The following is a 15,607-nucleotide window of genomic DNA, read 5'->3' as shown; positions in this document are numbered from 1 at the left end:
CGACAATTCCGCTCCACCGGCGATCCCGGCCAAACGGCCGCCCTCGCCGTTGATCCGATGGGGTGCTTTCCCGTTCGGTCGGTCCGGCGGTCGCGGCGAACCCGGACACTGGACCGCCGTGACCACCGGGACCGCGTCGCCGCCCACCGACGAACGGGTGATGGGAACGGGCACCACGGTGCGCTTCGCGCTGCTGATGGTGTTGATGGTCGCCGCGAGCGGCGCGCTGATGCACGACGTCCTCAGCAGCGTCTCCGGTTCGTCCGGCCGGGGGTGCGAACTGGCGGGTGGGGTCGATCCCGACGCCGGCACCCTCCAGGTCCAACTGGTGCTCGCCCAGCAGCTCGAGGCCTACTTCGAGTGCATGGACCGGTACCAGCCCGCACCGCCGTGGTGGGCCGTCTTCGGGTGGCCGGTCGCGGTGCTGCTCGGCGCTGTCCTGCTCTTCCGGTTGATACCGGCCTCCCGGTTGCGGTTCCGCCGGCTCGTGCCGCTGGAGGCGGTGGACCGGGACGGGACGATCGGCCTCGCGGTGGCGGCGGCGACCGCGGAGGCCGGCCTGGACCGGGTGCCGAGGGTCGTGGTCGAGCCGCTGTCGGGTTCGACGGGCGCGGTGGTGTTCGGGAGCAACCGGAGACCCGTGCTGCGCCTGTCCGGTGGGCTGCTGACCCGCCTCACCACCCGCCCGGAGCACTTCCGGTCCGTGGTGCTGCACGAGCTGGCGCACATCCGCCACGGCGACATCACCCTCACTTACGCCACCATCGCCCTGTGGCGGGTGTTCGTCGGCCTGGTGCTGTTGCCGTACGCGGTGTGGACGGCGATGACGCTGTTCCGGGACACGTGGTGGTCGAGCGACCAGCCGTTCGGGGTGCGCGGCGTGCTGCTCGCCGTGCTGATGGTCCTGCTGGTCCACCTGGCGCGGTTGGACGTGCTGCGCAGCCGGGAGGTCCACGCCGACGTCGCCGCCGCCCGGTGGGGCGCGGCGCACAGCACCTGGGCCGCCACACCGCAACCCGCCACACCGCAACCCGCCACACCGCAACCCACCGTGCCGCCGGAACCCGCCGGGCGTCTCCGCCGGGCGGCAGCGTCGTTCACCGAGCTGTGGCGCACCCACCCCAGGCTGGACCTGCGCCGCGCCGCGCTGGCCGACCCCGGCGCGCTGCTGGGGGTGCGCGGCCTGCCGGTGTTCCTCACGGGCATCGCCGCGACCCTGGTGAACTCACAGCTCGGCGCCTACGTCGAGCGCTACCTGGCCCGCGGCGGCCCGCTGCTCGACTGGGTCACCCGAGCACTCCCGCTGATCCCGGCCGGCCTGGTCGTCGGGGTGGTCGGGTTCGCGCTGTGGCGGGCCGAGGAGCACGCCGCGGCCACCTCGCGACCCGCGCCGTCCGGCGCGCTCGTCGGGTTGTGGCTGGGCGGCGGGCTGGCTTCGGGCGAGCTGTTCCTGAACCGGGTGGCGATCGCCGAGTGGGTGCCCGCCCACCCGGAGGCGCTGCTGCTCGTCGTCGCGGCGGGCGTGGCCGTGACCTGGTGGACCGGGCAGTGCGCCCGGCTGTGGGCGGCGGTGTGGCGCGGGCGTGCCGCCCGGTGGGCGGTGGTCGCCGCCCTGGGAGCCGCCTGGTTGGCGCTGGCGTCGTGGTTGACCTGGTGGCGTGACAACGGCGTCGCGTTCGCGTCCGGGTGGCCGTTGGGCACCGGGCAGGTCCGAGCCGTGCTCACCGAGGGGCTCGGCGAGGCCGCCGCCAGGTACGGGGACGTGGTGTCGGCGTTCGCGGCGGTGTACCCCGTGCTGCACGGCCTGTCCGCGCCGGTGCTGCCGGCCGCGGTGGGCGCGCTGTGGGTCGTGCCGCTGCTCGCCTGGGCGGTCCGCCCGCCGGACGGCACGCCGCGCTGGCTGCGGTCCGCCCTGGACGGCACCGGGGCCGTCGCGGTCGGGGACGCGGCGCTGCCGCCGTTGCGGCGCGCGTTGCTGCCGGGCCTGCTCGGCGGCGCCCTGGCGTGCGCGGCGGTGGTCGGGGTGCAGGCGCACCTGCACACGTGGCGCCCGCTGCCGCCGGGGGAGGGGGCGCTGTTCGCGCTGACCTACCAGGTGTGGCTGTTCGTCGCGCTGGTCGGCGGGACGGTGGTGGCCGCCGTCGCCGCCGCGCGGACCGGTCGGCACCGGCTGGTGGTCACGGTGATCGCGGCCGAGACGGCGGCGGTGGTGGGCTTCGCCGGGGTGCTGGTGCTGACCTCGGTCGACGGGTGCGTCGAGCCGTTGCGGACGCTCGAAACGACCTGCGGCCCGCACTTCACCGCGGCCGGCTTCGCGGTCGACGTCACGCTCGTGCCCCTGGTCGTGATCGGCGCGCTGGTCGCGTTCGCCGTCGCCGCGGTGGCGGAGGCCGTCCGGCGGGCGCGCGGGCGCGCGACGGTTCCCCGGGCGCACCGGAACCCCCGTGCCCTGACCGGTCGCCGCCGGGCGGTGGCCGTGCTGTGCGCGGCGGCCGTCGCGATCGCCGCCTCCGGGGTCGTGCTGTGGCACCGGGGCGTCGGCGAGCACACCGCCGGGGGGTCGATGCGGTTGTTCGCGAGCGCCGCCGACCGGCCGGTCGACGCCCGGACGCGCGCCGCGCAGGCGTACGCCTGGCTGCACCGCGGCGGCGAGGACCTGAACCGGCGCATCGCCGACAACTCCGCCCGGCAGCTGGCGGTGCTGCGAGAGGCCGCGTCCAACGGCGGCGACGTCTCGTCCCTGCTGCCGGTCTGCGCCGAGTTCGGCCGGATCGCGCGGGACGCGCAGCGCTACTTCCGGGTGCCCGACGCGCGGGCGCAGGAGCGCTGGGCCACCTTCGTCGACCAGGCCACCCGCGGCAGCGGCAACTGCGCCGCCGCGCTGGAGCAGCCCGACGGGCCGGGCGCGCGACGCCTGCTGCTCCAGTCGCTCGACCAGCTCAACGGCTCGGTCGAAGCGGCCGGTGCGACGCTGGGCCGGATCACCGAGATCGTCGGCGGCTGACGCGCAGACCCCGGCCGATCCAGCCCCAGACCCAGACCCAGCCCCACACCGTCACCGGCACGGCGGCCGGTACTCCCGACCGGGCAGGTAGCGCTCCCACTCGTCCCGGCTGATCGGGTCGCCCACCGCGTTGCACAGCCCCGCGACCACGTGCTCGGGGTCGGTGTCCCACAGGTCGACGCCCGCGCCGGCCCGGACGACCGCCAGCGTCGTCCCGTCCGGGCTGAACGCCAGGTCGTAGAAGTCCGCGACGCCGCCTCCCGGCAGGTGGAACTGCCGGGAGGGCGCGGTCCGGTCGGACACGTCCCAGATCTCGGGGCGGGTGAGGAGGTCGGTCCCCTCCCGGTAGCCGCCGATCAGCGCCAGCCGCCTGCCGTCCGGGCTGAACGCCAACCGGCTGCTGCCCGCCCCGTCGCCGACCCTCACCCGGACCGGGTCGCCGACCGGTCTCCGGTCCACCACCGGCCACAGCCGCAGGGTTTGGCTGTTGTCGAACGCGACGAACAGCGAACCGTCCGGGCTGTGGGCGAACTCCGCGCCGACACCCGGCGGCAGGGGCTTGCGCCACAGCTCGGTCGGGCGCGCGGGGTCGGACAGGTCGAGCGCGCGCAGCTGCTTGCCGGCCTCCGGGTCGAACGGGAAGCCCGCGGTCTCGCCGTGCAGCAGGGTGGTCAACGAGGTCCCGTCCGGCGAGAACTCCAGCTCCCACGCCTCCAGCGGCAGCTTGGCGACCTGCCGCGGGTGCGCGGGGTCGGCGATGTCGAACAGCCGGACGCTGGGCGCGGTGCGGTTGCCCGACGCGAGGCCGTTGTTGTCGGAGACCGCCAGCAGCGGCGCGGTGGGGCTGAAGACCAGCTCGCCGATGCCGTTGTCCAGGTCCTCGATCAGGGCGAGCGGCGCGCCGCCGAGGCTGTCGGTGGCGCGCAGGCCGATGCCGACGAGCCGCCCCTCGTCGTACAGCTCCGGTGCGGCGAGCAGCCCGCCGTTCCGGCTGAGCGCGATCGAGGCGCCGGTGAACATGTTCGGCGCCGGCCCGGTGGACAGCGCCTTGGGCGCCGTCACGTCCGCGACGTCCCACAGCGAGTTCGCGCCGACGTTCTGCATGGCCAGCAGGTGCCGGTCGCCCGAGGCCCGGTAGGCGAGCCGGCCCCCGGTGCCCGGCGTCATCGGCACGAAGCCCTTCACGCCGGGCCGGTGGGGGTCGGAGAGGTCCCACACGAGGACGCCGGCGCCGGTGGCCTGCAACAGCCGCGGCCCGGCGGGGTCGAACACGACCGGACCCGAGTCGGTCACGACGCGCTCCGACGAAGCGCCCTCGACCAGTGCCCCCGGCGCGGGTTCGGCCTGGTGCGCCAGGACGTGCCAGTGCCCGCCGCACACGACGACCAGGTGCTCGTCGCGCGGGCTGAACGCCAGCGAGGTCACCCCGCCGCTGCCGCACGGGCCGGGGGACGAGGTGTCCCGGGTCTCGTCGGCGTAGGGGATCCGCCGCGGCGCGCGCGGGTCGTCCAGCCGCCACACGTTCGGGTTGCCGGTCTCGCGGTGGACCGACGTGGTCGCCAGCAGCTGCCCGGTCCGGTCGAAGGCCACCCGGTGCAGGGGTTCGCGGATGGTGCCGTCGAACTCCTCGTGGGGTTCGCCCTCGATGGTGGTGACGGGTGTCGGGCGCGCCGGGTCGGTGGTGTCCCAGAGCCGGACCCCGCCGTCCACGCCCGCGCCCGCGAGCAGCCCGCCCCGGGGCGCCGCCGCCAGCGAGTCGACCCGGGTCGCGCCGGCGTCGAGCGGCGGCAGCGCCCGGGGCGCGTCGCGCCGGGCGAGGTCCCAGATCAGGACGGAGCCCGCGACCGTGCCCGCGTAGAGGGTGTTGCCGTCCGGCGCGAAGGCGAGCGCGCTCACCGCGGCCGGCATCGGCGCCTCGGCCGTCGGCCGCGGGCTCGTCGGGTCGGTGACGTCCCAGAACCGCAGCTGACCGCGCTCGGCGCGCGCGTCGTCGAAGTCCGCCGCGACGAGTTGCGCGCCGTCCCGGCTCACGGCGACCGCCCCGGTCATCAGCCGGTCGATCCGCCCCGAGCCGTCCCGGCCGCGCAGCGTGATGCCGTCGCCGGTCGGGATCGCCAGCACCCGGCCCTCGGCGTCGTGCACCAGGTCGGTGGCCGCCTTGTCGTCGCCGAGGAACCCCGGGGTGCCCTGGCTGTCGAGCACCGCCCGCCGGCCCGCGTCCCGGTCGAGCCCGTGGGACAGCAGGCTGAGCTGCTTGGCCAGGCCCGGTTCGCGGTCGCGCAGGAACTCGGCCTCGTAGGCGAGCGAGCGGGCCAGGGCCAGGTCCTCCGCCCGTCGGGCCTGCTGCCCGAACACCGCCGCGCCCACCAGTCCGGCCGGGGCCGACACGGCGAGCACCGCCAGGACCGCCACCACCACCCGGCGACGACGCCGCCCGCGTTGGTCGCGCCGCCAGGACGAGTCCAGGAAACCGGTCGTCCCGGAATCGAGGTCGGCGGCCCGGCCCGGTGACGCCACGGCCAGCCGGGTCGCCTCCGCCAGCCGTTCTCCCCGGTACAGCAGCGACCGGGCCCGCCCGGACCGCTCCCACCGCGCGGCGTCGGCCGCGAAGCGGGCGCGCGCCCGCCGCCAGTCCCGCTCGGCGTCCAGCCACTCCGCGAGCCTGGGCCAGGCGCCCGACAGCAGGCCGTGGCTGATCCGGACCGCGCCGTCGCGCAGGACGAGCAGTCGCGCCTCGGCGAGCCGCGCGACGGCCCGTCGCGCCGCCGGCACGTCCGGCAGCCCGTGCGTCAGCGCCTCCAGGTCGAGGGTCGCCGCGGTGTCGGCGGCGCCCTCGCCGAGGACGACCAGCCGCGGCAGCACGCGGCGCACGGCCTCCTGCCCGGCCGGGTCCAACCGGCTGTGGACGTGCTCGGCCCACCGCGCCACGCCGTGCTCGACCCCGCCGCCGTCGCGGTAGCCGGCGACGGTCAGCCGCGTCCCGGCGCGGCGCAGCCAGGTCGTCCACAGCGCGTGTGACAGCGGGGCGAGCGACAGCGGGGCGGGCGAGGCCCCGCCGACCGCGTCCGAGTCGGCCAGGATCAGGTCGACGAGGCCGTCTTCCAGCTCCAGCCCGGCCGTGGCCCCCTCGATCGCGGCACGCCGCTCGTCGCGTGTCATCGGCTCGACCAGCACCTGGTTGTCGCGCAACGCGGCCACCAGCTCCGGGTGCGCGGCGGCGTGGCCGCAGAAGTCGGCCCGCAGCGCCAGCACCACCGGCGTCCCGGCGCTTCCCCGCTCGGCGAGCGCGGACAGGACGCGCACGAACGCGGCGCGTTCCGCGGGGTCCCGGCACAGCGCGAACAGCTCCTCGGCCTGGTCGACCACCACCACGGACCGCCCGCCCAGCACCTCCTCCGCGCGGTGGGGGTCCCGGCGCAGCACGTCGGCGGCCCCCGGCGCACCACCGACGAGGCGCTCCAGCGGCTCCGGCCCCGGCGTGACCACCCGGCAGCGCAGGTCCGCGGGCACGCCCGGCACACCACCGCGGCGCAACCGGCCGAGCAGCCCGGCGAGCAGCAGCGAGGTCTTGCCGGACCCGGCCGGACCCACCAGGACCAGCGGCCCCGGTCGCGCCACGGCCTCCACCAGCCGGTCGACCACCCGCTCACGCCCGTGGAACCGCCCGGTGTCCTCCTCCCCGAACGGGAGCAGCCCCGGGCACGGTCCGCCCGCCCGCGCGGCCGGGTTCGGCGCGACGACCAGCGCCCCTGCCGGGTCGCCCGCGGCTGGCAGGGGCAACGGCCGGGCCGCCTCGGGCAACGCCCGCGACAGCGCGTCGTGCACCGCGTCCAGGGTCAGCAGGCGCGGACCGAGCGGGTCGCCGCGGACCAGCAGGTCGATCAGCGCCCCGCCCAGCGCGGTGTGCCCGTCCGCCTCGTCGGGGACGCCCGCCCCGGAAGAGGCGATGACGTACATCCCGTCGGTCCGCGGCGGTGCCGCGTCGTCCTCGGTGAAGCAGTCGAGCACGACCGCGACCGAGCGCGCCCGACCGGTCCGCAACGCCTGCCGCAGCACCGACAACGACAGGAGCCCGGGCCCGGCCACACCGTCCACCACCAGGTACCACTCGCCGGCGGAACTCACCAGGCACCGCCCGGCGACGTACACCAGCAGAGCCGACCCGGCCCGCCCCGCCTCCTCGACGACGACCTCGGCCGCGGTCCGCGCGTCAGCCGGGTCCGGCGCCACGCGCAGCCGTTCGGGCGGGACGCCGCACCGCTCCACCAGCACCGTCCGCAGGTCCCGGACCGTCCGCCCGACCACGTCCGACGGATCGGTGGACGAGGCGACCACCAGGATTCGCGCGCCCTCGTCGGGCAGGGCGGTCACCGGAGCCCCCGGCACGCCCACCGAACCTCTTCTCCGACGCAGCGCGCAGGGGCGTTGACCATCCATCGATCATGGACGGCGACCTCGGGGCCGGACACCCCGTTCGGGACGAGTTCCACCGATCGGCGGGACGCACCGCCCGGGTGCGGTCCACCGGCGGCAGGCGCGTTCGCCCGAGGAGCAACGCCGAGGCGGCGCGCCCCGTGACGAGGGGTATGGGGAATCGCATTCGAACGGCAGCCGCCGCGGTGGCGGCGTTGGCACTCGTGGCCGGGGCGCAGGTCACGTCCACGCAGGTCGCGTCCGCGTGGAGCGGTGCTCCGGCGCCGCGTCCCGGGCCCGTCGCGGTCGCCGGGTACGACCTGGGCGACACCGCCTTCACCGACCCCGGCACCGGCACGGTCAGCGAGCTGCGGGCCGTGGTGCACCACCCGCGCCACCTGACCGGCAGGGTGCCGCTCGTCGTCATGGCCCACGGCTCGTGGTGGGGCTGCGACAGCCGGGACGCCGTCGGGTGGCCCTGCCCGGCCGGCACGCGCCCGTACCCGAGCCACCGCGGTTACGACTACCTGGGCGCGGCGCTGGCGGCCCGAGGGTTCGTCGTGGTGTCGATCGGCGCCAACGGCATCAACCAGACCTCGTTCGACTACGGCGACCGGGCCCGGCTGGTCAACGAGCACCTGCGGTTGTGGCAGCTGCTGGTCGACTCCGGGACGGGGCCGCTGGCCGGCCGGATCTTCGACGCGGGTGACGGGCGCGCCGTCGCGTCGAGGTTCACCGGTCGGGTCGACATGACCCGGGTGGGCACCCTGGGGCACTCCCGGGGCGGCAAGGGCGTCATGTGGCAGGCGTCCGACAAGCACCGCGGCGACTGGCCGCCCGGGGTGCGCGTGCGGGCGGTCCTGGGCCTGGCGCCGGTGAAGTTCGACGTCCCGGAGGGCGACCACAGCGACACCCTGATCACGACCGTGCCGTTCGCGGTGGTCACCAGCGGGTGCGACGGCGCGGTCCGCGAGGGCGGTCAGGAGTACCTCGACGACCTGCGGGGCCGCAACACCGTCACCGACTACTCGGTGTCGCTCCGCGACGGCAACCACAACTCCTACAACACCGCCTGGACGCCGCCGTTCCTGTTCGGCGAGGACGACAGCACCTGCCCCGGCCGGCAGCTGGCGCCCGGCCGGCAGCGCGAGGCCCTCACCGCCTACGCGATCGCGTTCTACCGCCACCAGTTGCACGGCGACCCGTCCGGGCTGCCGGTCCTGACCGGTCGCCGACCCCTCCCGGGAGCGGTGGCGGCGGTGCGGGTGGCGCCACCCGGCCGGTGACCCCGTCGGCGGTCCTCCCCGGCTGTCGGCCCGGCGCGTCGACAGCGGGGGAGCGGCCGGTCCGCCCCCATGTCCCGGCGCGAGCCTTCGGTTACGCCATCCGGGTGTAGAAGTGGTCTAGACCTCACTCTAGCGTGGTCTGGACCAGAATCCCGCCGCCGCCAGTGCGAGGAGAACCATGTCGATGAAGAGATGGGGAGCGGCCGTCGTGGCCGTCGCCTTGTCGATCGGGTTGTCGGTCGCCGGGTCACCGGCCCAGGCCCACGACCGCCACGGCGACAACGCCGTCCGCACCGTCGGGTACTACACGCAGTGGAGCTTCGCCGACCGCGGCATCCCGGTCCGCTACCTGGTCGAGAACGGCACCGCGGCCAAGCTCACCCACCTCAACTACGCCTTCGGCCTCCTCGACGAGCAGGGCAGGTGCGTCAGCTCCGACCCGGTGGCCGACTACCAGCGGCCGTTCCCGGCGGACCGGGCCGTCAACGGCCGGGCCGACCGGCCCGGCCAGGCGCTGGCGGGCAACCTGAACCAGATCAAGCAGCTCAAGCAGAAGTTCCCCCGGCTGCGCGTCTACATCTCGCTCGGCGGCTGGACGGGGTCGAAGTACTTCTCCAACGCCGCGCTCACCCCGGAGTCGCGCGCGGCGCACGTGAAGTCCTGCGTCGACCTGTGGCTCAAGGGCAACCTGCCGGGCGCGCCCGCCGGTGCGGCCAAGGGCGTGTTCGACGGCATCGACCTGGACTGGGAGTGGCCGTCCACCGAGGGCGAGGTCGGCAACGTCGTGCGCCCCGAGGACAAGCGGAACTTCACGAAGCTGCTGCGCGAGTACCGCTCGCAGCTGTTCGTGCAGGGCCTGAAGGACCGCAGGACCTACGACCTCACCGCGTTCCTGCCCGCCAACCGCGATGCGCTGGACCGCGGGTACGAGCTCGCCGCGGTCTACAAGCTGCTGACCTTCGCCACCGTGCAGGGCTACGACTACCACGGCACCTGGGAGAGGACCACCAACCAGCAGTCGGCCATCCGCGTGCCCGCGGGCGACCCGACCACGCCCCCGGACAGCGGCGAGATCGTCGTGGACGCGCACATCGAGCGCGGGGCGCCACGCCACAAGATCACGCTCGGCGTGCCGTACTACGGTCGCGGCTGGACCGGCGTGACCAACCAGAACAACGGCCTGTTCCAGCAGTCCACGGGCCCCGCCCCGGCCACCTACCAACCGGGCTACGACGACTACCGCCTGCTCAAGAACCTGCTGGCGAGCGGGGACTACAAGCTCTACCGCGACGAGAAGGCGGGCCACGCCTGGCTGTTCGACGGCACCACGTTCTGGACCTACGACGACCCGATCGAGCTGGAGCGCAAGGGCAGGTTCATCCGCGACCGCAAGCTGGGCGGCGCGATGATCTGGGCGCTGGACGGCGACACGCCGCAGGGTGAGCTGATCAAGGGACTGGTCGCCGGGCTGCACCGGCGCTGAGCGGAACCGCGTTCGCGGGGCGGGCCCGGTGGCGCCCGCCCCGCGAACGCCGTCCACCGCCGCGTCCCGGCGACCGGACAGCGATGTCAGCAGTGGCCCGCGATCTTCTTCAGGCGGTCGAGGTCGGGGACGTGGACGACGCGGCGGGTGCCGGTGACCAGGACCCCGGCGTCGCGCAACCCGCCGAACGCCTTCTCGGCGGTGCGGGGCTTCATGCCGGCGATCGAGGCCAGCTCGACGTTGGTCAGGGGCAGGTCCAGCCCCCACCCGCCGCCCGGCGCCCAGCGGCCGTGGCGTTGCACGAGGTGCACCAGCACCAGGGCGATGCGGGGCTCGGCGTGGCGCGGCACGGCCTGCCGCAGCCGGTTGGCCCAGCGGACCTGGTCGGCGGCGTCCCGGAACAGTTCGAGCAGGACCTCGACGTGGCGGACGAGGAACATCCGGAACTCGAACTGCCGGATCAGCCGGGCGGTGACCTCGCCGCAGGCGATCACGGTGGCGGACCGCGGCTTGCCGTCCAGCGCCGACATCTCGCCGACCAGGTCGCCGGCGGACTTCACCGCCAGCAGCGCCGGCGCGCCGGCCTGGTCGACCGCCCGGACCTTGACCGCGCCGCGCAGCAGCAGCACCACGTGCCCGTCCGCGTCGCCCTCGCGGAACACCACGTCATCCGCCGTGTAGCTGACCGGGCTGCCCAGGGCGAGCATCGCGTCCGCCACACCGCCGCCCAGCCGGCCCAGCAACCCCCGGTCCGGTCGGTCGTCTCCCATTCGCCGCCCCTCACAGAAGCCCCGGTTCACCCCGCGTGGCCTGGCCCGCGGTCCTGGACCATTCCACCACGGTTCGGCAGCGGCGTCGTGCGGTGCGCCCGGGCGGCGGTCGGCCCGGCGGGGCCGCGTCAGGAGCCCGACGTCACTGGCATCCTCTTCGGCCCCCGGACGATCATCAGCGACTTCCACTCCACCTCTCCCGCCAAGCGCAGGTCCGGCACGCCCGCCAGCAGGGCTCGCAGGGCCTCCTGGACCTCCAGGCGGGCCAGCGGCGCACCGAGGCAGTGGTGCGCGCCGTGGCCGAACGCGAGGTGGGTGTTGTCGGCGCGGTCGAGGACCAGCTCCTCGCCCAGGTCGTACCGGAGCCGGTCGCGGTTCGCGGCGCCGATGGCCACCATCACCGGCTGACCCGCGCGGACCACCGTGCCGCCGACCTCGACGTCCTCCTTGGCGTACCGGGAGAACAGCGCGCTCGCGCTGACCGGCACGTAGCGCAGCAGTTCCTCCACGGCGACGGGCAGCAGGTCGGGGCGCGCCACCAGCCGCTCCCACCGGTCGCGCCGGTCGAGCAGGGCGAACGCGGAACCGGCGATCATGCTCGCGGTCGTCTCGTGGCCCGCCACCAGCAGGCCCAGGCTCAGGTCGACCAGCTCCTCCTCCGACAGCCGGTCGCGCGCGTCACGGGCCTCGACCAGGGCGGTCATGAGGTCGTCGGCGGGCTCCGCGCGGCGCCGGGCCACGAGGTCGGCGAAGTAGTCGCGCAGCCGCTCGCGGTTGACGTCGAACAGCTCGACGTCGCCACTGGACAACAGGCCGTTGCTCCACTCCCGGAAGCTCGGGCGGTCGGCCACGGGCACGCCGAGCAGGTCGCAGATCATCGCCACCGGGATGGGCAGGGCGTAGTCCTCCACCAGGTCGGCCCCACCGGCGGCCTTCACCTCCCGCACCAGCCCGGCCGCGAACTCCGCCACGCGCGGCCGGGACCGCTCCACGCGCCGCGCGGTGAACGCCTTGGCCACGAGCGTGCGCAGCCGCGTGTGCTCGGGCGGGTCCATCGCCATGAGACCGGTGGTCAACCGACCGGGCGCGAGGCGGGGTTCGTCCCGCTCCGCCGCCGCGGCCCGCGAGAACCGCACGTCGCCGAGGACCAGCCGCACGTCGGCGTACCGGGTGGCGAGCCAGGCGTCCTCCCCGAAGGGCATGCGGACGCGGAGCAGCCCGGCGGTGTCGCGGGCCGCCGCGTACGCGTCGTCCAGGCCGAGGCCGTCGGAGGGGGCGAACGGGTAGGCGATCGGTTCGCCGCTCGCGGTGGTCACGTGTCCGGCGGTCATGTCGGTATCCCCCTGCGCCCCGCCACTCGCGGGCAGCTCTTGCCGTCCAGGCGAACCGGTTGTCCATTGTGGACGAATTCCGGTTCGGCGCTGTCCGGCTCCCCGGGGACATCATCAACGCCGTGATCAACTGCTGCAACGCATCGTGCCCGATCGGGCAGTCGGACCCCTGGCGCGGTCGCGCCGACGCCGGGCAGCGGCACGCGGCCCTCCGCCCCGGCCGGCACGCCGGTGTCGGACCGCTGCCCCGCGGCTCGGCGCACGCCCGCTGATCGGTTCCGACCGGGTGGGGCCGAGGCGTCCACCTGGCGCTACTCACCGAACTTGGGTGATTACTTGGAGTAGTCGCCGATCGGGCTGGTTTCACCTCTCATTCGCAGGAACCCGAAACGGTGAACCCGAACGGGTTCGACGAGCCCGGCGCGGCACGCCCTCGTGGTCGGAAGGGGCGGCTCGGTAGGCGTGCGCGGGCCGCCGCCACCTGACCGGGGGACCCTGCCACCCCGTTCGGCGGCGGCCGGGAACCGGGGTGCACCGCATTCCCGCGTTCTGCCCGGCTCTTTTCCCGGTATCGCGTTAATCCAGGCTCACCCCATCGGGGTGTGGTCGCCCGTCTGCCGCGCGAGTACGGTCCATATTCGAGGATGGCCACCTCTCCTGTCATTTTCACAACACGCGGTGGATATCGCCGGAATGATGAGGTGACCTCATGACCGTGGAAGTCCTGGACCTGCTCAGGGAAGGCCTGCCGGAAAGCTCCGCGCCGAAGCGGCGGATCGTCGTCGTCGGCGCCGGGATGGCCGGGTTGACCGCCGGCCTGCTGCTCAGGGACGCCGGTCACGAGGTGACGATCCTGGAGGGGCAGAACCGCCTGGGCGGCCGCATCCTGACCCACCGGGGCTTCGCCGGCGACATGTACGGCGAGTTCGGCGCGATGCGCTTCCCCGAGCAGCACCCGCTCGTGCAGCACCTGATCAAAGAGCGGTTCAAGCTGGCGACCGCGCCGTTCCCGATGTACGACGAGGACACGTTCGTGTACCTCCAGGGAAAAGGCGTGCGCCGCCGCGACTTCAGCGCCGACCAGTTCAACTTCGACCTGCTGTCCGACGAGGCGCGCAAAACTCCGCACGAACTGCTGCGGCACACCGTGCAACCGCTCGTCGACATCATGGAGCACGAGGAACCGGACAAGGCGTGGCACCGGATCCTGAACGACTACGACCGGTACACCCTGCTGGGCTACCTCAAGGAGCGCGGCCTCAGCGACGGCGCGCTGGCCATGCTCGGACCGCTGTTCAACCTGGAGGGCCGCTACCACTTCTCGCTGGTCGAGTGGTTCTCGCACTACTACGAGGACGTGTTCGGCGACCTGGTCTACATCGTCGACGGCGCGGACAGCCTGCCGCGCGCGTTCGAGGTCGAGCTGATGGACCACATCCGGCTCGGCGCGCAGGTCCACGCCGTCGACCAGGGTGAGCGGGACGTCCAGGTGCACTACCGGACCGGCCGCCAGACGCACGTGATCACCGCCGACGAGTGCATCGTCACCGTCCCGTTCGCCGGCCTGCGCCACATGGAGATCGGCGGGCTCGACCCGGACAAGTGGTACGCCATCCGCAACACCTACTACGGCCGCGCGCACAAGCTGTTCATGCAGTTCAGCGAGCGGTGGTGGGAGAGCGGGTACGGCATCACCCACGGTTTGACGGTCACCGACCTGGCGATCCGCAACGTCGTCTACCCGCCGGCCGGGCAGGACACCCGCTTCCGCAAGGGCGTCATGATCGCCTCCTACTGCTGGGAGCAGGACAGCATGCCGTACACGCCGCTGGCCGGCGACGAGTGCGTGGCGCAGGCGCTGGAGGACCTGGCCAAGATCCACCCCGAGGCGAAGGACACCTTCGAGTTCGGCGTCTACAAGGACTGGGCGCTGGACTGGTTCGCCTGCGGCATCGGCCCGCTGTTCCGCGCCTTCGAGATGAGCGAGAACTTCTACGAGGACGTGATCCGGCCGGTCAACCGGGTGTGGTTCGCCAACGACGCGTGCGACCGGCGGCACCGCCGGTGGGTGGAGGGCGCGCTGAAGGCGGCCGTCAAGAACGCCTACGCCGTCAACGAGGGCATGCGCGACGAGATGCCCTGGAAGGACTGAGCGCCGCCGCGGCGACCGCGACGGGTGGTCTGAGGCCGGCCCCCCTGGCCTGACACCGCCCCCGGTCTGACACCGCCCCCGGCCTGATGCCATGTCGGCCGGGGGCGTCCGCCGCTACCCCGCGAACACGCCCGTCGTGGTCAGCAGCAGGGCGACGGCGGGCAGGAAGTTGTTGACCTGGTGGGCCACCACCGAGGCGAGCAGGTTGCCGGTGAACAGGCGGGCCAGGCCCAGCGGGATGGACAGCACCAGCAGCAGCGGGGTGCGCAGCAGCTCCAGGTGGGCGATCGAGAACACGGCGCTGGTCACCGCGAACACCAGCCACCGGTTCAGGCCCCAGTGCTCCAGCGCCCGCCACAGCGCGCCCCGGAACAGCACCTCCTCGCCGATGGGCGCGACGAGCCACACCGCCAAGAAGGCGATCACGGCGGGCAGGGGACCCAGCTCGCGACCGGCGAACGCGTCGCCGACCGCGGACGTGGCCTGCTCGTCGCCGACCCACACCGCCCACAGGGCCGCCGCGGGCAGGGTGAGCAGCAGCCCGCCCGCGCCCAGCGCCAGGCCGATGCCGAGGTCGCGCCAGTTCCAGCGGAACGCCAGTTCGCGCCGCGCCCGCCCGGCTCGCGGACCGCCGCCCAGCCACGCCGTCCCGGCGACCGCGACGAGCGCGGCCAGCGTGATCGGCACGACCAGCAGCGCCAGCAGCGGCCAGGGCGGCAGCCCGCCGCCCTCGTCGAGCAGCCCGGGGTCGGCCGCGGCGAACGGCAGCAGCACCACCAGGGACGCCACCACCATCATCGCCTGGCCGGCGGCGAACACGGCGAACATCAGCAGCCCGGCCCGCCCGCCCCGGGCGGTGGGAGTCGCCGGCGGCGACGGGTCGTTCTCGGCAACGGTCACGACCGTGGATAACCCGGACCGCCGACCCGGCGCAACTCGATCCGATGACGAGGACCGGGGCGGGTCCCGGAACACCCCCGGGAACACGTTCGGTGACACCGTCGACGGAACCTGCCTCCCTGTCGTGTGAACGGCGCGCGCACGGGGAAAGATGCGTGGCAGGTGTCCGACCGATCAGCCTGGGGTGACCGGTGCCAGCTTCCCCGACCACGCGCGCGCGCCCTTCCACGCGCCCGCGAGACGACGTGCGGACCCCGCGCCCCCGCGA

General features: G+C 74.5%; 8 protein-coding genes. 4 read left to right on the top strand and 4 right to left on the bottom strand.

Annotated elements, in window-relative coordinates:
• Nucleotides 1–118: 118 nt before the first annotated feature.
• A complete protein-coding gene (locus ABD223_RS25695; RefSeq protein ID WP_344039059.1) occupies nt 119–3,004 on the top strand; it encodes a M48 family metalloprotease in 2,886 nt (961 codons plus the stop codon).
• A 51-nt stretch (nt 3,005–3,055) separates the two neighbouring features.
• Here ABD223_RS25695 and ABD223_RS25690 read toward each other — a convergent pair whose 3' ends face one another.
• Complete coding sequence (locus ABD223_RS25690) at nt 3,056–7,390, bottom strand: nSTAND1 domain-containing NTPase (protein ID WP_344039058.1); 4,335 nt, start codon at nt 7,388–7,390, stop codon at nt 3,056–3,058.
• A 242-nt stretch (nt 7,391–7,632) separates the two neighbouring features.
• On the opposite strand from ABD223_RS25690, the gene ABD223_RS25685 reads away from it, so the two are divergent.
• Both ABD223_RS25685 and ABD223_RS25680 read left to right on the top strand, forming a co-directional pair.
• The gene (locus tag ABD223_RS25685) at nt 7,633–8,703 is read left to right on the top strand and encodes an alpha/beta hydrolase (protein ID WP_344039057.1); all 1,071 of its coding nucleotides are present in this window, start codon (nt 7,633–7,635) and stop codon (nt 8,701–8,703) included.
• A 184-nt stretch (nt 8,704–8,887) separates the two neighbouring features.
• A complete protein-coding gene (locus ABD223_RS25680) occupies nt 8,888–10,186 on the top strand; it encodes a glycoside hydrolase family 18 protein (RefSeq protein ID WP_344039056.1) in 1,299 nt (432 codons plus the stop codon).
• Nucleotides 10,187–10,272: 86 nt separating this feature from the next.
• Here ABD223_RS25680 and ABD223_RS25675 read toward each other — a convergent pair whose 3' ends face one another.
• Together ABD223_RS25675 and ABD223_RS25670 are read right to left on the bottom strand one after the other, a co-directional pair.
• A complete protein-coding gene (locus ABD223_RS25675; protein WP_344039055.1) occupies nt 10,273–10,956 on the bottom strand; it encodes a Crp/Fnr family transcriptional regulator in 684 nt (227 codons plus the stop codon).
• Nucleotides 10,957–11,084: 128 nt separating this feature from the next.
• Complete coding sequence (locus tag ABD223_RS25670) at nt 11,085–12,272, bottom strand: cytochrome P450 (protein WP_380647523.1); 1,188 nt, start codon at nt 12,270–12,272, stop codon at nt 11,085–11,087.
• A gap of 724 nt (nt 12,273–12,996) precedes the next feature.
• Here ABD223_RS25670 and ABD223_RS25665 point away from each other — a divergent pair.
• On the top strand, nt 12,997–14,439 hold the full coding sequence (locus tag ABD223_RS25665) for a flavin monoamine oxidase family protein (protein WP_344039053.1): 1,443 nt from the start codon (nt 12,997–12,999) through the stop codon (nt 14,437–14,439).
• A 114-nt stretch (nt 14,440–14,553) separates the two neighbouring features.
• Here the strand turns inward: ABD223_RS25665 and ABD223_RS25660 are convergent, their stop codons facing one another.
• The gene (locus tag ABD223_RS25660) at nt 14,554–15,339 is read right to left on the bottom strand and encodes a CPBP family intramembrane glutamic endopeptidase (RefSeq protein ID WP_344039052.1); all 786 of its coding nucleotides are present in this window, start codon (nt 15,337–15,339) and stop codon (nt 14,554–14,556) included.
• Between the last annotated feature and the right edge of the window lie 268 nt (nt 15,340–15,607).

The sequence above is a fragment of the Saccharothrix xinjiangensis genome, from assembly GCF_039527585.1.
Classification (GTDB): Bacteria; Actinomycetota; Actinomycetes; order Mycobacteriales; family Pseudonocardiaceae; genus Actinosynnema; species Actinosynnema xinjiangensis.
This window is presented reverse-complemented; position numbering and strand designations above follow the sequence as displayed.

Bases quoted from the DNA above. Each gene is read 5' to 3' on its own strand.
- ABD223_RS25680 (WP_344039056.1), top strand. From the start codon at position 8,888: ATGAAGAGATGGGGAGCGGCCGTCGTGGCCGTCGCCTTGTCGATCGGG.
- ABD223_RS25675 (WP_344039055.1), bottom strand. From the start codon at position 10,956: ATGGGAGACGACCGACCGGACCGGGGGTTGCTGGGCCGGCTGGGCGGC.
- ABD223_RS25665 (WP_344039053.1), top strand. From the start codon at position 12,997: ATGACCGTGGAAGTCCTGGACCTGCTCAGGGAAGGCCTGCCGGAAAGC.